At 60.9% G+C, this 20302-nt stretch carries 18 protein-coding genes; 12 read left to right on the forward strand and 6 right to left on the reverse strand.

Annotated features, from left to right (window positions below; genetic code table 11):
* Window positions 1–291: 291 nt before the first annotated feature.
* On the reverse strand, window positions 292–1785 hold the full coding sequence (locus NPS56_RS28535) for a CoA-acylating methylmalonate-semialdehyde dehydrogenase (RefSeq protein ID WP_274077745.1): 1494 nt from the start codon (window positions 1783–1785) through the stop codon (window positions 292–294).
* Window positions 1786–1859: 74 nt separating this feature from the next.
* Window positions 1860–3209 (reverse strand): aspartate aminotransferase family protein, encoded by a 1350-nt coding sequence (locus tag NPS56_RS28540; protein ID WP_274077746.1) that lies wholly within the window; start codon window positions 3207–3209, stop codon window positions 1860–1862.
* 136 nt (window positions 3210–3345) lie between these two features.
* Between NPS56_RS28540 and NPS56_RS28545 the strand changes: the two genes are divergently transcribed.
* From NPS56_RS28545 to NPS56_RS28570, 6 genes are all read left to right on the forward strand, one after another.
* The gene (locus tag NPS56_RS28545) at window positions 3346–4266 is read left to right on the forward strand and encodes a LysR family transcriptional regulator (RefSeq protein ID WP_274077747.1); all 921 of its coding nucleotides are present in this window, start codon (window positions 3346–3348) and stop codon (window positions 4264–4266) included.
* Between the two features lie 75 nt (window positions 4267–4341).
* Entirely contained in the window at window positions 4342–4992 is a 651-nt protein-coding gene (locus tag NPS56_RS28550; RefSeq protein WP_020796325.1) for a TetR/AcrR family transcriptional regulator, read from the forward strand.
* Between the two features lie 7 nt (window positions 4993–4999).
* On the forward strand, window positions 5000–5581 hold the full coding sequence (locus tag NPS56_RS28555; RefSeq protein WP_274077748.1) for an IMPACT family protein: 582 nt from the start codon (window positions 5000–5002) through the stop codon (window positions 5579–5581).
* A gap of 604 nt (window positions 5582–6185) precedes the next feature.
* Window positions 6186–7739, forward strand: a complete 1554-nt coding sequence (locus tag NPS56_RS28560; protein WP_274077749.1) for an ABC transporter ATP-binding protein — start codon at window positions 6186–6188, stop codon at window positions 7737–7739.
* Between the two features lie 11 nt (window positions 7740–7750).
* The gene (locus NPS56_RS28565) at window positions 7751–8857 is read left to right on the forward strand and encodes an ABC transporter permease (RefSeq protein WP_274077750.1); all 1107 of its coding nucleotides are present in this window, start codon (window positions 7751–7753) and stop codon (window positions 8855–8857) included.
* Window positions 8857–9783, forward strand: coding sequence for an ABC transporter permease (locus NPS56_RS28570; RefSeq protein WP_274077751.1), 927 nt, complete (start codon window positions 8857–8859; stop codon window positions 9781–9783). Before NPS56_RS28565 ends, NPS56_RS28570 begins: the two co-directional genes overlap by 1 nt.
* Here NPS56_RS28570 and NPS56_RS28575 read toward each other — a convergent pair.
* Complete coding sequence (locus tag NPS56_RS28575) at window positions 9780–10067, reverse strand: hypothetical protein (RefSeq protein WP_274077752.1); 288 nt, start codon at window positions 10065–10067, stop codon at window positions 9780–9782. The two genes, NPS56_RS28570 and NPS56_RS28575, sit on opposite strands and share 4 nt — an antisense overlap.
* 109 nt (window positions 10068–10176) lie before the next feature.
* On the opposite strand from NPS56_RS28575, the gene NPS56_RS28580 reads away from it, so the two are divergent.
* Window positions 10177–10860: an SDR family oxidoreductase gene (locus NPS56_RS28580; protein ID WP_274077753.1), complete on the forward strand. Its 684-nt coding sequence runs from the start codon at window positions 10177–10179 to the stop codon at window positions 10858–10860.
* A 166-nt stretch (window positions 10861–11026) separates the two neighbouring features.
* Window positions 11027–12385, forward strand: coding sequence for an 8-oxoguanine deaminase (locus NPS56_RS28585; protein WP_274077754.1), 1359 nt, complete (start codon window positions 11027–11029; stop codon window positions 12383–12385).
* Window positions 12386–12523: 138 nt separating this feature from the next.
* On the opposite strand, the gene NPS56_RS28590 is transcribed toward NPS56_RS28585, so the two are convergent.
* Window positions 12524–13615 (reverse strand): calcium:proton antiporter, encoded by a 1092-nt coding sequence (locus tag NPS56_RS28590; RefSeq protein WP_274077755.1) that lies wholly within the window; start codon window positions 13613–13615, stop codon window positions 12524–12526.
* 285 nt (window positions 13616–13900) lie between these two features.
* Between NPS56_RS28590 and NPS56_RS28595 the strand changes: the two genes are divergently transcribed.
* From NPS56_RS28595 to NPS56_RS28605, 3 genes are all read left to right on the forward strand, one after another.
* A complete protein-coding gene (locus NPS56_RS28595) occupies window positions 13901–14974 on the forward strand; it encodes a BMP family ABC transporter substrate-binding protein (protein ID WP_274077756.1) in 1074 nt (357 codons plus the stop codon).
* A gap of 136 nt (window positions 14975–15110) precedes the next feature.
* The gene (locus tag NPS56_RS28600; RefSeq protein ID WP_274077757.1) at window positions 15111–16079 is read left to right on the forward strand and encodes a 2-oxoglutarate and iron-dependent oxygenase domain-containing protein; all 969 of its coding nucleotides are present in this window, start codon (window positions 15111–15113) and stop codon (window positions 16077–16079) included.
* A 78-nt stretch (window positions 16080–16157) separates the two neighbouring features.
* On the forward strand, window positions 16158–17111 hold the full coding sequence (locus tag NPS56_RS28605) for an adenosine deaminase (RefSeq protein WP_020796340.1): 954 nt from the start codon (window positions 16158–16160) through the stop codon (window positions 17109–17111).
* A 102-nt stretch (window positions 17112–17213) separates the two neighbouring features.
* On the opposite strand, the gene NPS56_RS28610 is transcribed toward NPS56_RS28605, so the two are convergent.
* Both NPS56_RS28610 and NPS56_RS28615 read right to left on the reverse strand, forming a co-directional pair.
* Complete coding sequence (locus NPS56_RS28610) at window positions 17214–17948, reverse strand: ArsR/SmtB family transcription factor (protein ID WP_274077758.1); 735 nt, start codon at window positions 17946–17948, stop codon at window positions 17214–17216.
* A gap of 225 nt (window positions 17949–18173) precedes the next feature.
* Window positions 18174–19103 carry a LysR family transcriptional regulator gene (locus NPS56_RS28615; RefSeq protein ID WP_274077759.1) on the reverse strand — a complete coding sequence of 310 codons (930 nt, stop codon included), beginning with the start codon at window positions 19101–19103 and terminating at the stop codon, window positions 18174–18176.
* Between the two features lie 118 nt (window positions 19104–19221).
* On the opposite strand from NPS56_RS28615, the gene NPS56_RS28620 reads away from it, so the two are divergent.
* Window positions 19222–20235, forward strand: coding sequence for a zinc-binding alcohol dehydrogenase family protein (locus NPS56_RS28620; protein WP_274077760.1), 1014 nt, complete (start codon window positions 19222–19224; stop codon window positions 20233–20235).
* Window positions 20236–20302 lie beyond the last annotated feature (67 nt).

The raw sequence follows: 20302 nt of genomic DNA on the forward strand, positions 1-20302 counted from the left end.
AGCTTCAGATCTCTCGTCAGCGGGAGGCGAATTCTACAGCGTTACACGCTGCTGTCAACACCTCTTTTTCAACTTCCTCTTGGCCTCGATGAACTGAAGCAACGTGCTGTCAAAACTACGTAACTCATTGTTTACCAAGGAGTTTTCCGTTTCGACTGCGCCGGAAGTGGGGGGAATTATAGGCTTCCAGAATCTGCCGTCAACCTCTATTTTCACAAAACTGTCATATAGCTAAAAAGCACCAGAAACAAAAAGGCCGACCCGTTGGGTCGGCCGTCTTTACCCTTCTACTTACAAACTAGGGAAAGCGAACTGCGAAGCTTCATGGCTCGCACGTTGCGGCCAGCGCTGGGTGATGGCTTTGCGGCGGGTGTAGAAACGCACACCATCCGGGCCGTAGGCATGCAGGTCGCCGAACAGCGAACGTTTCCAGCCACCAAAGCTGTGGTAGGCCACTGGCACCGGTAACGGTACGTTAACGCCGACCATGCCGACTTCGATCTCGTCGCAGAACAGGCGCGCCGCTTCCCCGTCACGGGTGAAGATGCAGGTGCCGTTGCCGTACTCGTGATCGTTGATCAGTTGCATCGCCTCTTCCAGGCTGTTCACACGGACGACGCACAGCACCGGCCCGAAGATCTCTTCTTTATAGATGCGCATTTCTGGCGTGACGTTGTCGAACAGGCAGCCACCCAGGAAGAAGCCTTCCTCATGACCGGCCACGGTCAGACCACGACCGTCCACGACCAGTGTCGCACCGGCTGCTACGCCGTCTTCCACGTAACCGCTGACCTTGTCCCGCGCTTGACCCGTGACCAGAGGCCCCATGTCCAGACCGCAGGAAGTGCCAGCACCGATTTTCAGCGCCTGGATTTGTGGAACCAGTTTGGCCACGAGAGCATCTGCAACCTGGTCGCCGACACACACGGCTACCGAGATTGCCATGCAGCGCTCGCCGCAGGAACCGTAAGCCGCGCCCATCAGTGCGCTGACCGCGTTGTCCAGATCGGCATCCGGCATCAGCACTGCGTGGTTCTTCGCACCACCCAGGGCCTGGACGCGTTTGCCGCGCTTGGTGCCTTCGCTATAGATGTACTCGGCAATCGGGGTCGAACCGACGAAGCTCAGTGCCTTGACTTCCGGCGCTTCGATCAGCGCGTCCACCGCAGCCTTGTCGCCGTGCACCACGCTCAATACGCCTTTCGGCAAACCAGCTTCCAGCAGCAACTGGGCAATCAGCAGCGTCGAGCTCGGATCACGCTCGGATGGCTTGAGGATGAAGCAGTTGCCGCAGACGATGGCCAGCGGGTACATCCACAGCGGCACCATGGCCGGGAAGTTGAACGGGGTGATACCGGCCACTACGCCCAGTGGCTGGAAGTCGGACCATGCATCGATGTTCGGGCCGACGTTGCGGCTGTATTCGCCCTTGAGGATTTCCGGCGCCGCGCAAGCGAACTCGACGTTCTCGATACCGCGCTTCAGTTCACCGGCGGCGTCTTCCAGGGTCTTGCCGTGTTCTTCGCTGATCAGTTGGGCGATACGTCCTTCGTTCTGCTCCAGCAGTTGCTTGAAGCGGAACATGACCTGGGCACGCTTGGCCGGTGGCGTATTGCGCCAGGCCGGGAATGCAGCCTTGGCCGCGTCGATAGCGCTCTGGATGGTTTCGCGAGTCGCCAGCGGCAACTTGTGGATAGCCTGGCCGGTAGACGGGTTGAACACATCAACCGCGCGACCGTTCTCGGTCACCAGTTCGCCATTGATCAAATGCGGAATAACGCTCATGGAAGCTCCTGAAAAGTTGTCCACAGGCGCGCCCGAATCGGCGCGCCCGTTGTTTGTAGGTATGTAAGGAGAAATCAGTCGATCTTGCCGAGCACTTCGCCGACCGCGTCGAATAGACGATCCAGGTCCTGCGGCTTGCTGTTGAACGTTGGGCCGAACTGCAGGGTGTCGCCGCCGAAGCGCACGTAGAACCCGGCTTTCCACAAGGCCATGCCCGCTTCGAACGGACGCACGATGGCGTCGCCGTCACGTGGCGCGATCTGGATCGCACCCGCCAGGCCATAGTTACGAATGTCGATGACGTTCTTGGTGCCCTTGAGGCCATGCAGCGCGTTTTCGAAATGCGGTGCGACTTCGGCGACGCTCTGTACCAGGTTTTCCTTCTGCAGCAGATCCAGTGCTGCCAGGCCGGCGGCGCACGCCACCGGGTGTGCGGAATAGGTGTAGCCGTGGGGGAATTCCACCGCGTATTCAGGCGTCGGCTGATTCATGAACGTCTGGTAGATCTCGGAGCTGGCAATGACCGCGCCCATCGGGATCGCACCGTTGGTGACTTGCTTGGCGATGCACATCAGGTCCGGGGTCACGCCAAAGGTGTCGGCACCGAACATGTTGCCGGTACGGCCGAAACCGGTGATCACTTCGTCGAACACCAGCAGGATGTTGTGCTGATCGCAGATCTCGCGCAGACGTTTCAGGTAACCCTGCGGCGGAACCAGTACGCCAGCGGAACCGGCCAGAGGCTCAACGAATACCGCCGCGATGTTCGAGGCATCGTGCAGCTCGATCAGCTTGAGCAGTTCGTCAGCCAGGGCGATACCGCCCTGCTCCGGCATGCCACGGGAGAACGCATTGCTTGCCAGCAAGGTGTGCGGCAGGTGATCGACGTCCATCATCGCCTGGCCGAACAACTTGCGGTTGCCGTTGACGCCACCCAGGCTGGTGCCGGCGATGTTCACGCCGTGGTAGCCACGGGCACGACCGATCATCTTGGTCTTGGTCGACTGGCCTTTCAGGCGCCAGTAGGCACGCACCATTTTCACGGCGGTGTCGGCGCACTCGGAACCCGAGTCGGTGAAAAACACGTGGTTCAGGTTGCCCGGGGTCAGGTCGGTGATTTTCTCTGCCAGCTGGAACGACAGCGGGTGACCGTACTGGAAGCCTGGCGAGTAATCGAGGGTGCCCAGTTGCTTGGCGACCGCTTCCTGGATTTCCTTGCGAGTGTGCCCTGCGCCGCAGGTCCACAGACCCGACAGCGAGTCATAGACCTTGCGACCCTTGTCGTCGATCAGCCAGCTGCCCTCGGCACCCACGATCAGGCGCGGATCGCGCTGAAAGTTACGGTTGGCGGTGTACGGCATCCAGTGAGCATCGAGCTTGAGCTGGCTGGCCAGGGATGTCGGGGCGTTTTCAGGCAAGTTCATGGGTAAAACCTCGCAAGGCAATAAGCGCGTAAGGATTGAAACCGCTGTTGCAGCTAAATTGCCACGGGGATAAAGTCGGTGAAATGCAACTTTTCTAACCTTCAGTCAGCCCCTCACTAAACTATCGAGTAAACGCATGTCCAGCCGTCGCCCCGATCCACTGGCGCAAGTCAGCGACTTTGATATTCGCCTGCTGCGGATCTTTCGCAGCGTGGTCGAAAGTGGCGGCTTCTCTGCGGCTGAAAGCGTTCTCGGTATCGGCCGCTCGGCCATCAGCCAGCAGATGAGCGATCTGGAGCAGCGCCTGGGTTTGCGCCTGTGCCAACGTGGCCGTGCCGGTTTTTCCCTGACCGAAGAAGGTCGTGAGGTTTATCAATCGGCGTTGCAGCTGCTAAATGCCCTGGAAAGTTTCCGCACCGAGGTCAACGGCCTGCACCAGCACTTGCGCGGCGAATTGACCATCGGCCTGACCGACAACCTGGTCACCCTGCCCCACATGCGCATCACCCACGCCCTGTCGCAATTGAAGGAACGCGGCCCGGACGTGCAGATCCAGATCCGCATGATCGCGCCCAACGAAGTGGAACAAGGCGTGCTCGACGGGCGCCTGCATGTCGGCGTAGTGCCGCAGGCCAGTGCGCTGTCGGGGCTGGAGTATCAGCCGCTGTATAGCGAACGCTCGCTGCTGTACTGCGCGGTTGGCCACCCACTGTTTTATGTCGATGACAAGCAACTGGACGACGGGCGTTTGAACAGCCAGGACGCCATCGCCCCGACCTTCCGTTTGCCAGCGGATATCCAGGCGCATTATCAGGCGCTCAATTGCACCGCCAGCGCATCGGACCGCGAGGGCATGGCGTTCCTGATCCTGACCGGGCGCTACATCGGCTACCTGCCGGACCATTACGCCAGCCTTTGGGTGCAGCAAGGCCGGTTGCGCGCATTGAAATCAAAAACCCGTTTCTATGATCTCAGCCTGGCTTCGGTGACCCGCAAGGGGCGTCGTCCGCACCTGGTTCTGGAAAGTTTTCTCGAAAGCCTGGCCGCAACACGCTGAACATCCGGTTGTGGTGTATTCGGTTTTACGCTATCAACGCACTGGATGCACCCACCCCCTTGTCCGGAAGTGCCTATGACCTTTGAAGTCCCAGCCCACAGCGGCAAACCCGCCAGCCGCATTCGTCAGAAGAACGAAGAGACCATCATCAAAGCAGCCGAAGACGAGTTCGCCCGTCACGGGTTCAAGGGCACCAGCATGAACACCATCGCCCTGAATGCCGGCTTGCCGAAGGCGAACCTGCATTACTACTTCACCAACAAACTCGGTTTGTACGTGGCGGTGCTGAGCAACATCATCGAGTTGTGGGACAGCACCTTCAATACCCTGACCGCGCAAGACGACCCGGCCGAAGCCCTGACCCGCTATATCCGCGCCAAAATGGAGTTTTCCCGGCGCCAGCCGCAAGCCTCCCGAATCTTCGCCATGGAGGTCATCAGTGGCGGCGAATGCCTGACCGAATATTTCAACCAGGACTATCGCACCTGGTTCCAGGGCCGTGCCGCGGTGTTCCAGGCGTGGATCGACGCTGGCAAAATGGACCCGGTCGACCCGGTGCACCTGATTTTCCTGTTGTGGGGCAGCACCCAGCATTACGCCGACTTCGCCACTCAGATCTGCCGGGTCAGCGGGCGCAGCAAGCTGACCAAGCAAGACATGGAAGACGCCGGCAACAACCTGATCCGTATCATTCTCAAAGGCTGCGGCCTGACACCCTCTCTCTAAGACCCCTATGCCTTTTACCCTCAGCGACTTCTGCGAATACCGCGAAGAGATTCGCAAAAGCCGCTTCATCACCTTCGCCGCGCCGATCGGCAGCCCCGCCGAAGCCCAAGCTTTCATAGCCCAGCACAGCGATCCGAACGCGACGCACAATTGCTGGGCGTGGAAGCTCGGCGATCAATACCGCAGCACTGACGATGGCGAACCCGGCGGCACGGCTGGGCGGCCGATCCTGGCGGCCATCGAGGCACAGGATTGTGATCAGGTCGTCGTACTGGTGATTCGCTGGTATGGCGGCATTCAACTGGGCACCGGTGGACTGGCCCGGGCTTACGGCGGCGGTGCCAATAAGTGCCTGCAAACGGCGCCGAAGATTGAGTTGATCAGTCGGGTGCCGGTGCGCTGTGCCTGTGCGTTTGGTGAGTTGGCGTTGGTCAAGCTGCGGGTTGCGGAACTTGGTGGGCTGGTGGTGCACGAGGATTTCACGGCCAATGGCGTTGAACTGCAATTGGCGGTGGGTGCCGGGCAGATCGACACATTGCAATCTCTACTCGCCGACTTGAGTCGTGGACGGATTGTGTTGCAGCACTAGCAAGATCAAAAGATCGCAGCCTGCGGCGGCTCCTACAGGGGATCGCGGACATCCTGTAGGAGCTGCCGCAGGCTGCGATCTTTTGGGGCACGCGCATTTTTTGCATATTCCATAGTTGCCCACATCTGCTGTGCACCCGACTGTGGATAACCTGAGCACATAACGCTGTAACCCTTCTGTCATGCGGCTTTGCGGGCTTTGCTCATTTTTCGTCCATTTCGCCCATAAAATTGTTAAATCCAATTAAAAACAATTAGTTAGAGTGGTTTAGCACTTTTAGAAGATAGCCGCCCCACGCTTATGCCCGTCCCTTGAGCTTGCGCACAAATACTGTGGAGCAATCTGTGGATAACCCGTTCATGGCTGGCGCGGCTGCATATCCGGCATGGCTTGCCGGCGAATGCTCATTTTTTGATCAAGAGACCACGCGCAAAACCGGAGCCGGCTCAACCGCCCTGCACTTTTGTGGTGCCCGGTTTGCGGTGCGTCCCGGCCTGCCAGCGCGCAAAGTGGCTTGGCGCACGCGGCCCAGGCAAATTTCCTGACCTGATGGCCAGAAAATTGCTTTATCCACAGGCATGCACTTCATCGAACCGAGCCTGTCATGCCCATCGCCGATCCAACGCCCCGCCTGCAACTGAGCAGAATCAGTAAACGCTACCCCGGCTGCCTGGCCAACGATGCCATCGACCTGACGATCGCCCCGGGTGAAATCCACGCCCTGCTCGGCGAAAACGGTGCAGGCAAAAGCACCCTGATGAAGATCATCTACGGCGTCGTGCAGGCCGACGCCGGCGAGATGTTCTGGCATGGCCAGCCCGTGACCCTGCGCAACCCGGCCCAGGCTCGCGACCTGGGGATCGGCATGGTGTTCCAGCACTTCTCGCTGTTTGAAACCTTGAGTGTGGCGCAGAACATCGCCCTGGCCATGGGCCCGGCGGCAGGCACGCCCAGCCAGCTTGAACGCGAAATCAGCGAAGTGTCGCAGCGCTACGGCATGGCGCTGGAGCCGCAGCGACTTGTCCACAGCCTGTCCATCGGCGAGCGGCAACGGGTGGAAATCATTCGCTGCCTGATGCAGGACATCCGCCTGCTGATTCTCGACGAACCGACCTCGGTGTTGACCCCGCAGGAGGCCGACGATTTATTCGTGACCTTGCGCCGACTGGCTGCCGAGGGCTGCAGCATTCTGTTCATCAGCCATAAACTCGCCGAAGTGCGTGCGCTGTGCCACAGCGCCACCGTGTTGCGCGGCGGACGAGTGGCCGGCCATTGCGTGCCGGCCGAATACTCGGATCGGCAACTGGCGCGCCTGATGGTGGGCGATGCGGCGGAGTTGATCACCGATTACCCGAAGGTGACGGGCACTGATGTGTTTTTGCACATGCAAGGCTTGTCCTGGCACAACCCGGACCCGTTCGGCTGTTCGCTCAAGGCCATCGACCTTGCGGTGCGCAGCGGCGAGATAGTCGGCATCGCCGGTGTCGCCGGCAATGGTCAGGATGAACTGCTGGCGTTGCTCAGCGGTGAAGAACGGCTGGGCCGCAACGACGCTGCAACCATCCGTTTCGGCGGCGAAGCGGTCGCGCATTTACGCCCCGATGCCCGCCGCCAGCGCGGACTGGCCTTCGTCCCGGCCGAACGCCTGGGGCATGGCGCCGTACCGGACCTGAGCCTGGCGGACAACGCCCTGCTTACTGCATTCCAGCACGGGCTGGTGAGCAAGGGGCTGATTCAGCGCGCCAAGGTCCTGGCACTGGCGCAAGACATCATTCGCCGCTTCGGGGTCAAGGCAGCCGGCCCCCAGGCACCGGCCCGCAGCCTGTCCGGCGGTAACCTGCAGAAATTCATCCTTGGCCGGGAAATACTTCAACAGCCGAAATTGCTGGTGGCCGCGCACCCGACCTGGGGCGTGGATGTCGGCGCGGCCGCGACCATTCACCGGGCGTTGATCGCCCTGCGCGATGCCGGCGCGGCGATCCTGGTGATTTCCGAAGACCTCGACGAATTGTTCCAGATCAGCGACCGCCTCGGTGCCTTGTGTGGCGGACAGTTATCGCCGCTCAAGGCCACCGTCGACACCCGCCTGAGCGATGTTGGTGGCTGGATGGCCGGCCAGTTCGACACCCCTCAACTACCCGCCTGCGCAATACGTTAACGGAGTCTCACATGCTGCTTTCTCTTGAACCCCGTGGCCAGCAATCGAGCCTGATGCTGTGGTGCTCGCCGTTGCTGGCGGCGGTCCTGACCCTGGGCTGTGGCTCGTTGCTGTTTATCGCTTTGGGCCACGATCCTTTGCTGACTTTGCATACGCTGTTGATCGCGCCCATCAGCGACCTGTATGGCATCTCCGAATGGCTGGTCAAAGCGTTACCGATTCTGCTCTGCGCGTTGGGCCTGGCCGTTGCGTACCAGGCGCGAATCTGGAACATCGGCGCCGAAGGCCAACTGCTGCTCGGCGCCCTGGCCGGCAGTGCGTTGGCGGTGAATATCATCGAGCTGCAAAGTCGCTGGGCACTGGTCCTGATCCTGCTCACCGGGACCCTGGCCGGCGCCGCATGGGCTGGGCTGACGGCCTGGTTGCGCACGCACTTCAACGCCAATGAAATCCTCACCAGCATCATGCTCAATTACATCGCCCTGAACCTGCTGCTGTTTTGCGTGCACGGCCCGCTGAAGGATCCGCAGGGGTTCAACTTTCCGCAGTCGGCGATGTTCGGTGACGCCAGCCGCTTGCCGCTGTTGATGGAGGACGGTCGGGTTCACGCCGGCGTGTATTTCGCCCTGCTCGCTTTGGTGGCGGTGTGGGTGCTGCTGCAGAAAAGTCTTGTCGGCTTCCAGATCAAGGTGCTTGGGCTGGACAAGCGCGCAGCCGGTTTTGTCGGCTTTCGCGAAAAACGCCTGGTCTGGCTGGCACTGTTGATCAGCGGCGGCCTCGCGGGCTTGGCCGGTGCCTGTGAAGTGAGCGGGCCGATCGGGCAATTGGTCCCGCAGGTTTCGCCCGGCTACGGCTATGCGGCGATCACCGTGGCGTTTCTCGGGCGCTTGAACCCCCTTGGCATTCTGTTTTCCAGCCTGTTGATGGCGCTGCTGTACATCGGTGGCGAGAACGCGCAAATGAGCTTGAACCTGCCGCAGGCGATCACCCAATTGTTCCAGGGGATGATGCTGTTTTTCCTGCTCGCCTGCGATGTGCTGATTCTCTACCGACCCCGTTTGAACCTGCACTGGGCTCGCCGTGCACCCGCCACCGCCGTACCAGCAGGAGCGCTGTGATGGATATCGATCTGCTGAGCAACATTTTCTACGCCATGGTTCGTTGCGGTACGCCGTTGCTGCTGGTGGCGCTGGGCGAACTGGTGTGCGAGAAAAGCGGCGTACTCAACCTGGGCCAGGAAGGCATGATGCTGTTTGGCGCGGTGATCGGTTTCATCATCGCGTTCAGCACCGGCAACCTCTGGCTTGGCGTCTTGCTGGCGATGCTCGCCGGGATGCTGTTGTCCTCGTTGTTTGCCCTGGTGGCGCTGGTCTTCAATGCCAACCAGGTGGCCACCGGGCTGGCCCTGACGATTTTCGGCGTAGGGCTGTCGACCTTTGTCGGCGCGGCGTGGGTGGGTAAACCGCTGGCGGGCTTCGAGCCGCTGGCGATCCCGTACTTGAGCGAGATCCCGTTGATCGGGCGGATGCTGTTCGCCCAGGACCTGCTGGTGTACCTGTCATTCGCGCTGTTTGCGCTGGTGGCCTGGGTGACGCTGAAAAGCCGCGTCGGGCTGATCATCCAGGCGGTCGGCGAAAACCCGGATGCCGCCAGTGCCATGGGCTTGCCGGTGTTGGCCGTGCGGACACTGGCAGTGTTATTCGGCGGCGCGATGGCCGGGTTGGCCGGCGCGTACCTGTCGCTGGCCTACACACCGATGTGGGCGGAAAACATGAGCGCCGGCCGCGGCTGGATTGCCCTGGCCCTGGTGGTGTTCGCCAGTTGGCGGGTATGGCGTTTGCTGCTCGGTGCGTACCTGTTCGGGCTCGCCAGCATCCTGCACCTGGTGGCGCAGGGGCTGGGGCTGGCGATTCCGTCGAGTTTGCTGGCGATGCTGCCGTATGTGGCGACCATCGTGGTGCTGGTGCTGCTGTCCCGGGACCGGATGCGCACCCGTTTGTATGCGCCGGTTTCGTTGGGGCAGCCGTGGCGGGCCGGGCATTAAGCGCTGACTGTTACGGCCTCTTCGCGAGCAAGCCCGCTCCCACAATTGACCGAGTGCACACCAATCCAATGTGGGAGCGGGCTTGCTCGCGAAGGGTCCCGCACAGGCAACACCTGAGCCACGCCCCACGCCAACTCAAAGATCAGGAAAACCACCAGCATCAGGCTCGACAACAGTCCATGCACCACGGCAAAACTCCAGGGTGTGGCGAACGCTGCCTTGACGACCAGGTCGTACCACGCGCTGCCGCGTACCAGCTGACGATACTGCGTTGAAGTCCACATCGACATTGCTCCATCAATTTCAGGGAGCAACAAGGCTAAAGCCTGGAGTATGCTCCAGGGTCAAGCCGGATCCGGAACCCACGTCCCTGAACTTTCAAGGAAGCCACACATGTCCAGAACTGCACTGATCATCGGCGCCTCCCGGGGCCTTGGCCTCGGCCTGGTGAAAACCCTGCTGGCCGACGGTTGGCAAGTCACCGCCACTGTGCGCAATCCGCAAAACGCCGAAGCCCTCAAGGCAGTGGGCAATGTGCGGATCGAAAAGCTCGACATGGACGATCAGCAAGCGGTGATCACGCTGAGTCAGCAACTGAAGGACGAAGTGTTCGACCTGCTGTTCGTCAACGCCGGCGTCAAAGGCCCTGAGGTGCAGACGCCCAACGGTGGCGCGACACTGGCCGAAGTCGGCCAACTGTTCTTCACCAACGCCGTGGCGCCGATCAACCTGGCCCAGCGTTTTACCGGGCAAATCCGTCCGGACAGCGGCGTGCTGGCCTTCATGAGCTCGGTACTGGGCAGCGTGACCATGCCCGACGCGCCGGAACTGGCACTGTACAAGGCCAGCAAGGCGGCACTCAATTCCATGACCAACAGCTTCGTCACTCAACTGGGCGAACAGAAACTCACCGTGCTGTCGCTGCATCCGGGCTGGGTGAAAACCGACATGGGCGGTGAAGGCGCTGACATCGATGTAGAGACCAGCACGCGGGGGCTAGTGGATCAGGTGAATGCGTATGTGGGCAAGGGCGGGCATCACTTCATCAATTACCGGGGTGAAACCATTCCCTGGTAATTACACCGCCCCAATGGGGTTTTGCGTTGTCTGGTCGGACCGGACTTGCCCGCGAAGCCCTTTTGATCGACACTTCGCACCTCGCCTCCCCGGCGACCCTGGATCAGCAGACAGGGCAACACTGAGCTGGCAACCCTGAACCCAACTTTCAGAGGAGCCGGCCAACATGCCTGCGACCCGTACCTGGTTAAAAAATCCCCTCGCCATTTTCACAGCCAACGGTCTCGATGCCCGTGGCGGCCTGGTGCTGCAAGACGGTTTGATCGTCGAAGTGCTTGGCCTCGGCCAGCAGCCTGCCACGCCTTGCAACGAAGTGTTCGACGCCCGCGAGCATGTGATTCTGCCGGGGCTGATCAACACCCATCACCACTTCTATCAAACCCTGACCCGCGCCTGGGCGCCAGTGGTCAACCAGCCGTTGTTTCCCTGGCTGAAAACCCTGTATCCGGTCTGGGCACGGCTGACGCCGGAAAAACTCGCCCTGGCCACCAAAGTCGCACTGGCCGAATTGCTGCTCTCCGGTTGCACCACGGCTGCCGATCACCATTACCTGTTCCCGCAAGGCCTGGAAAATGCGATCGACGTGCAAGTCGAAAGCGTGCGCGAACTGGGCATGCGCGCCATGCTGACGCGCGGCTCCATGAGCCTGGGTGAAAAGGACGGCGGCCTGCCGCCGCAGCAAACCGTACAGGAAGGCGAAGTCATCCTGGCCGACAGCCAGCGCCTGATCGCCGAGTACCACGAACGTGGTGACGGCGCGCAAATCCAGATCGCCCTGGCGCCCTGCTCACCCTTCTCCGTCACCCCGGAGATCATGTCCGCCAGCGCCGAACTGGCGAACAAACTCGACGTGCGCCTGCACACGCACCTGGCCGAAACCCTCGACGAAGAAGATTTCTGCCTGCAGCGTTTCGGCCTGCGCACCGTGGATTACCTGGACAGTGTCGGCTGGCTCGGCCCGCGTACCTGGCTGGCCCATGGCATCCACTTCAACCCGGACGAGATCGCTCGCCTCGGTGCGGCCGGCACCGGCATCTGCCATTGCCCGAGCTCTAACATGCGCCTGGCCTCCGGCATTTGCCCGACCATCGAGCTGACCGATGCCGGCGCATTGCTCGGTCTTGGCGTGGACGGTTCAGCGTCCAACGATGCGTCGAACATGATGCTCGAAACCCGTCAGGCGCTGTACATCCAGCGCCTGCGCTACGGTGCCGAGAAGATCACTCCAGAGCGCGTGCTGGGCTGGGCGACCAAGGGCTCGGCCAGTTTGCTCGGGCGGACCGATATCGGCGAGATCGCGGTGGGCAAGCAGGCGGACCTGGCGTTGTTCAAGCTTGATGAACTGCGTTTCTCCGGCAGTCACGATCCGGTGTCGGCGCTGTTGTTGTGCGGTGCCGATCGCGCGGATCGGGTGATGGTCGGCGGCAAATGGCGAGTGATCGACGGGCAGGTCGAAGGGCTGGATCTGAAAGGGTTGATCGCTGATCACACTCAAGCAGCTCGGCAGTTGATCGCAGGCGTCTAAGCCTATGGAGATCTAATGTGGGAGCGGGCTTGCTCGCGAAGACGATGTGTCAGTCGATATTTCATTGCCTGACACACCGCCTTCGCGAGCAGGCCCGCTCCCACATTGATCCAGTTTCCACAATGATTTTCGGTTGGATCACAAGCCCAGCAACGACAACATGATAAACGTCGCAAACAGCACAAAATGAGTCATCCCTTCGATGGCGTTGGTTTCGCCATCGTTGAGGTTGATCGCGCTGACGATCAGGGTGATGAAGATCATCACGGTCTGCACCGGGGTCATGGCCATCTGGAACGGCTGGCCGGTGTAGAGCGCCATCGCCTCCATCACCGGCACCGTCAGGATCACCGTCGACAGTGAGGCACCCAGGGCGATGTTAACCACCGACTGCATGCGGTTGGCCAGCGCCGCGCGCAATGCCGTCAGAATCTCTGGCGCGGCCGAAATGGCCGCCACCAGGATCGCCGTGATCACCGGTGGTGCGCCCGTTCCTTCCAGCCCCAGGTCGAGGGTCTTGGACATCACTTCGGCCAAGGCGCCGATCACCACCACACCGAATACCAGGATGCCGATGGACAACGTCAGGTTGATCGGTGCCGGCTCCTGCTCCAGGGGTTCTTTTTTGCGGCGTTTGTCCGGGTAGCTGTAGCTGAAAAAGTAACTGTGCGGCCCGACCTGCATGCGCAGGAACAAGGTATAGAGCACCACCATCGCGCCAATGGTGAACGCCGAATAGAGCTTCCAGTCGGCTTCGGGAATGAACTCCGGGACCACCATCGACACGCCCATGGCGGTCAGGATCATCACGCTGTAGCTGCGCGCCGAATCATCGTTGTAGGACTGTTCGCCGTGCTTGAGCCCGCCCATCAACGCCGCCAGGCCGAGGATACCGTTGATGTCGAGCATCACGGCTGAGTAGATGGTGTCGCGCACCAGGGTGGCCGAGGCTTCGTTGCTCATCATGATCGCCAGGATCACTACTTCCACCAGCACGGCGGCCAGGGTCAGGATCATCGTGCCGTAGGGGTCGCCGACCTTTTCCGCAAGCAGTTCGGCCTGATGGGCGACGCGCATGGAGGCGGCGACGATGAAGCCGATCAATACCAGACCGGCAACCAGTGCGACGGCCTGGCCGCTGTGCAGCAACCAATGTTCCAGCGGGAAAGCGACGACGGCGGCGATCAGGGCCAGCAGCAGAAAGGTTTCTTGCTTGAGAATCGTGAGCATGGCGGGCCTTTTGCCGTTGAGGTGCGATAGGTGACTGACTGCGGCGCGGCGCTAACGTTTCGTTTCACCTTAGCGCACCAGTGGATGGCAGCTGTGCCAGGCACTGCACTTTTATCGGTCTTCCCGACCTCTTCGCGGGCAAGCCCGCTCCCACAGGATTTACGCAACCCTTGTAGGAGCGGGCTTGCCCGCGAAGGCCTCCCCTCGGTCTAACGCCGATGTTGTCCTGTTGGTCAGCAATTTGCATTGGCCCTGACCACACACAACAAAATGGGGTTCGAATTCATGCAAATACGTCCGCTGCATAAACTGCTGTGCGCCGCCATCGGTCTGGGGATCAGCCTTACCGCCAGTGCCAGCGAGCCGCTGAAAGTCGGCTTCGTCTATATCGGCCCGATCGGCGACCACGGCTGGACGTATCAGCATGAACAGGGGCGCAAGGCGCTGGCGGAAAAACTCGGCGACCGGATCACCACCAACTATGTGGAAAACGTTGCCGAAGGCGCCGACGCCGAGCGAGTGATCCGCAACATGGCCAAGGACAAGTACGACCTGATCTTCACCACCTCGTTCGGCTACATGAACCCGACACTCAAGGTCGCCAAGCAGTTTCCCCAGGTGACCTTCGAACACGCCACCGGCTACAAGCAGGACAAGAACCTGGGCACCTACCTGGCGCGCACCTATGAAGGTCGCTACGTCGGCGGTTTCCTCGCGGCCAAGATGACCAAGAGCAAAAAGATCGGCTACGTCGCCTCGTTTCCGATCCCGGAAGTGATCCGCGACATCAACGCCATTCAACTGGCCCTGAACAAGTACAACCCCGGCACCGAGATCAAGGTGGTGTGGGTCAACTCCTGGTTCGATCCGGGCAAGGAAGCCGACGCCGCCAACGCGCTGATCGACCAGGGCGTCGACGTGGTGTTCCAGCACACCGACAGCCCGGCGCCGATCCAGGCCGCTGAACGTCGCGGCGTGTATGCCGTGGGCTACGCTTCGGACATGGCGCACTTCGGCCCCAAGGCGGTGCTGACCTCCATCGTCAATGACTGGGCGCCGCATTATCTGCAAGCGACCCAAAGCGTGATCGACCACAGCTGGAAAACCCAGGATTACTGGGGTGGCCTGAAGGAAGGCACCGTTGAACTGCCGATCAGCGACCTGGTGCCGGCGGCGGTGAAAACCGAAGCCGAACAGATCATCGCCGATATCAAGAGCGGCGCGCTGCAGCCGTTTACCGGGCCGATCAAGGACCAGGCCGGGGTCGAGAAAATACCCGCAGGGGTTAGCGCGACGAATACGGAGCTGGCGTCGATGAATTATTACGTGGAAGGCATGAAGGCCGAGATGCCGAAATAAATCCAGCGACCAACACAAAACCCCTGTAGGAGCGAGCTTGCTCGCGATGGTGTGTCAGTCGACTCGATGCAGCTGATACACCATCGCGAGCAGGCTCGCTCCCACAATGGATTTTCAGCGTATTCCAGGATTGTGTATGAACAGCCTTCCCATCATCGACATCAGCCCGCTCTACAGCGACGATCACAGCGCCTGGCCAGCCGTGGCACAACAAATCGACCTCGCCTGCCGCGAATGGGGATTCTTCTACATCAAGGGTCATCCAATCAGCGCGGCGCGCATCGATGCCGTGTTCGACAACGCCAAGCAATTTTTCGCCCTGCCCACCGCCGAAAAACTCAAGATCGACATCACCCAGTCCCGCCACCATCGCGGTTACGGCGCCATCGCCACCGAACAACTGGACCCGAGCAAACCCAGCGACCTGAAAGAAACCTTCGACATGGGCCTGCACCTGCCCCTCGACCATCCCGAAGTACTGGCGGAAAAACCGTTGCGCGGCCCCAACCGCCATCCATCGGTGCCGGGCTGGGAGGCGCTGATGGAGCAGCACTACGTCGACATGCAGGCGCTCGCGCAAACCCTGTTGCGGGCAATGACCATGGCGCTCGGCATCGAGCGCGACTTTTTCGACACACGCTTTGTCGAGCCGGTCAGCGTATTGCGGATGATTCACTACCCGCCGCGTCACACCGCCAGCTCCATCGATCAGCAAGGCGCCGGTGCCCACACCGATTACGGCTGCATCACCCTGCTCTACCAGGATTCTGCCGGTGGCTTGCAAGTCAGGAACGTAAAGGGCGAATGGATCGACGCCCCGCCGATCGAAGGGACGTTCGTGGTCAACCTCGGTGACATGATGGCGCGCTGGAGCAACGACCGTTACCTTTCGACGCCACACAGGGTGATCAGCCCGTTGGGCGTAGATCGGTATTCGATGCCATTCTTTGCCGAGCCGCACCCCGACACCCGCATCGAATGCCTGCCGGGGTGCCAGGATGAGCAGCAGGCAGCGAAATACCCGGCCACCACGTGCGCCCAATTCCTGCTCTCACGCTTCGCCGATACCTACGCTTATCGACGGGATCAGGAGGCGGTGGAATGAACCGCCTGGTCAGGTTTTACCAATTTTTGCAGCGAGCCTCTGTAGAATGGCGCCATTGCACCTGATGAGAAAAGAATTATGTACGACTGGCTGAACGCCCTGCCCAAGGCAGAACTGCACCTGCACCTGGAAGGTTCGCTGGAGCCCGAGCTGCTGTTTGCCCTGGCCGAACGCAACAAGATCGCCCTGCCATGGAGCGATGTCGAAACCCTGCGCAAGGCCTACGCTTTCAATAACCTGCAGGAGTTCCTCGACCTGTATTACCAGGGTGCCGACGTGCTGCGCACCTCCCAGGACTTCTACGACCTGACCTGGGCCTACCTGTTGCGCTGCAAGGCGCAGAACGTGATTCACACCGAACCGTTCTTCGATCCGCAGACCCATACCGACCGTGGCATTCCATTCGAAGTGGTGCTCAACGGCATCGCCGCCGCGTTGAAGGATGGCGAGCAGCAACTGGGCATCACCAGCGGCTTGATCCTGAGCTTCCTGCGCCACTTGAGCGAAGAGCAGGCGCAGAAAACCCTCGACCAGGCGCTGCCGTTCCGCGACGCGTTTGTCGCTGTGGGCCTGGACAGCTCCGAGATGGGCCACCCGCCGAGCAAATTCCAGCGGGTGTTCGATCGCGCCCGTGGCGAAGGTTTCCTGACCGTCGCCCACGCCGGTGAAGAAGGCCCGCCCGAGTACATCTGGGAAGCCCTCGACCTGCTGAAAATCCAGCGCATCGACCATGGCGTGCGCGCCATCGAAGACGAGCGCCTGATGCAGCGCATCATCGACGAGCAGATTCCGCTGACCGTGTGCCCGCTGTCCAACACCAAGCTCTGCGTGTTCGATCACATGTCCCAGCACAATATTCTCGACATGCTCGAGCGTGGCGTGAAAGTGACCGTGAACTCGGATGACCCGGCGTACTTCGGCGGTTACGTCACCGAAAACTTCCATGCCCTGTATACCGATCTGGGCATGACCCAGGACCAGGCCAAACGCCTGGCGCAGAACAGCCTAGATGCTCGTTTGGTAAAACCCTGAGGTTTACCGGACTCTTCTGTAGGAGCAAGCTTGCTCGCGATAGCGGTTTGGCACTCAACATTGATGTCGACTGACACTCCGTCATCGCGAGCAAGCTTGCTCCTACAGGGCCATTTCAAGCTCGGTCTGTTTGGCGAACCGGTGAATTTCTCGCTGCCCGGCGGCGGTGAGCTGCAGGGCACGGGAATCCATGGGCAAGTTCAGCCAACCCGACTGCATGAACAACTGCAGCAACGCCGCACCCAGGGCGCCGCCCAGGTGCGGGCGTCTTTCGCTCCAGTCGGGACACGCACACGCGACCTTGCCGTTGCGATGGGCCAGCGCCTGAATGAAGACGCCGCGTGCCTCCAACTGCGTCGCGCCCTTGAGCGTGACCGTGACCCGCTGATCGAACTGTTCGATCCAGCCCGCGTCCAGCAGGCGCTGGTAAAGATCGGCGGCCAGGGTGCCACCCAAATGGTCGTCACAAAGCCGTGCGCGCAACAACGGCGAAGCGCTCGGCCGAGGTTTGGCCAGGGGCGCGGCGCGCTTGAAAATATCCGGGATATCCTGGGGTGCGCTGGCCAGCGTGGCGCTGGCCAGCGCTTCGATCGCGGCACCGACTTCAGGAGCCGTCAGGCGGAAGAAGCGCTTTCGCCCACGGGCTTCTACTTTCAACAGACCTCCGGCGGACAACCGCCCCAGGTGCGCACTGGCGGAGGACGGTGACAGGCCGGCCATCAATGCCAGTTCTTCGGTATGTCGCGCCGAGCCGTCCATCAAGGCCCACATCATTGCGCTGCGCTTGGGGTCAGCCAGCAATGTGGCTATCTGGCTGATGCAAGGTGCATGTTCCATGTATTCACTCCCTGTTGAATCGTTTCGTCCTGCTGCCCAGAGATATCTTGACCAGTAAGGTGCCGTCGGCCAAACGTGGAAACTGCCATAAACCGGTTTCGCCATGGCGATCGACGTGCGTGTACGAGGCGAACGTTAGTATAGGCCGGTTGACCGCCAGATCCTGCCCCCTGCAAACCGCAGATGCTGATAGTTCCTGAGGGAAATTTCGCTTTTTACCTGCGACTAATGATCAATGTCTGATAACCCTGGAAAATGACTACTCAAGCGCGCGCATCGGCTGGCAAGCATTTCCCGCAAGAGGTTCACCGGCTTACTCAATTGTGCGCGATGGGCGCACAACAGATTCAGCGGTGCGCGCTCACAGAGCAGCTCCGGCAGCAGCACTTTCAAGCGCCCCGCGAGCACATCGGCGGCCACATCGAGCCAGGATTTGTACGCGATCCCGGCCCCTGCCAGCGCCCACAGACGCACGACATCGGCATCGTCACTGAAACGATCGCCACTGACGGTCAGGCCGACCTCGCGCTTGCCGTCATGAAAGGTCCAGTGATCGTGAACGCGGCTGCCCAGCATGAACAGCAGGCAATTGTGCTGGGCCAGTTGTTCCAGCTGGCGCGGTTCGCCACGCCGGGCGAGATATTCGGGCGCGGCACACAACACGCGCCGATTGTGGGGGGCGATGGGCAGCGCCACCAGGCTGGAGTCCTCCGGTTCGCCGTAGCGCAGGGCGATGTCCACCGGCTGGCGGAACAGGTCGGCGATGCGATCGCCCAGCAGCAGGCGCACGGTCAGCTTCGGGTGCTCGCGCTGGAACTCGTCCAGCCAGGGCAGCAACAGGTTGCGACCGAAGTCCGACGGTGCCGACAGCTGCAGGACTCCGCTGACCTGATCCTGGCCACTGGCCAACAATCGCCGGCCTTCGTCGAGGGCACTCAAGGCCGCCCGGGCGTACTCGAGAAAACCTTCACCTTCGGCGGTCAGGCGCAGGCTGCGGGTCGAACGCGCCAGCAGTCGGGCGCCCAACTGCTGTTCGATGCGTTTCAACGCCGCGCTTGCCACCGCCGCCGACATGTCCATGCCCCGCGCGGCCGCGGACAGACTGCCCAGGTCCGCGGCCCGGACAAATAACTGCAAATCATCGAATCGCAGCATGCGCAGCCTTTTATTATCAAAAAAATATTGAAAGAGACTGCTGTTTTAGCGGGTTTTATCTTGCGAAGAAATAGCCAATCATCCGCCCATCGAATCCACAGTTATCTGGGAGCCTTCCATGAAAGCCGTTGCCTACTACGCCTCGCTGCCGATCAGCGATGAAAACGCCCTGCAAGACATCGAACTGCCGGAGCCGGTCGCTGGCCCCCGTGACCTGCTGGTGGAAGTCAAAGCCATCTCGGTCAACCCGGTCGATACCAAGGTCCGTCAGAACGTCCAGCCAGAAGTCGGTGCGGCCAAAGTGCTGGGTTGGGACGTGGCCGGTGTGGTCAAGTCCGTTGGCAGTGAAGTGACCTTGTTCAAGACCGGCGACAAGGTGTTCTACGCCGGCTCCATTGCCCGCGCCGGGGGTAACAGCGAGCTGCACGTGGTGGATGAGCGAATCGTCGGCCATATGCCGAAGTCGCTCGGTTTCGCCGAAGCCGCTGCCCTGCCGTTGACCGCCATTACCGCGTGGGAGTTGCTCTTCGAGCGCCTGCAAGTGCGCGAAGGCAAGACCGATGAAAGCCAGAGCCTGCTGATCGTCGGCGCCGCCGGTGGCGTTGGCTCGATCCTCACGCAACTGGCCAAACAGCTCACGGGCCTGAAGGTCATCGGCACGGCTTCGCGCCCGCAAACCCAAAGCTGGGTCACGGCCCTGGGCGCCGACCAGGTGATCGACCACAGCCAGCCACTGAGTGAAGCGCTCAAGCACGCCGGCATTGATCAGGTGACCCATGTCGCCAGCCTGACCCAGACCGATCATCACCTCGATCAACTGGTCGAGGCGTTGGCACCGCAAGGCAAGCTGGCGCTGATCGACGACCCGAAAACCCTCGACGTGACCAAGCTCAAGCGCAAGAGCCTGTCGCTGCACTGGGAGTTCATGTACACCCGCTCACTGTTCGAGACCGCGGACATGATCGAGCAGCACAAACTGCTCAACCGGGTGGCCCATCTGATCGATGCCGGGACGTTGAAAACCACGGTTGGCGAACACTTTGGCACCATCAATGCGGCTAATCTGCGGCGTGCACATGCGCTGTTGGAAAGCGGGAAATCCAAGGGCAAGATCGTGCTGGAAGGGTTCTAGGCATCCTCAGGAATTGGCCCTCGGACGGCGATTTTTTTTGTTACAAACCGTCAGTCCGAGAGTTGAT

The sequence above is a fragment of the Pseudomonas putida genome (assembly GCF_028682635.1).
Classification (GTDB): domain Bacteria; phylum Pseudomonadota; class Gammaproteobacteria; order Pseudomonadales; family Pseudomonadaceae; genus Aquipseudomonas; species Aquipseudomonas putida_AE.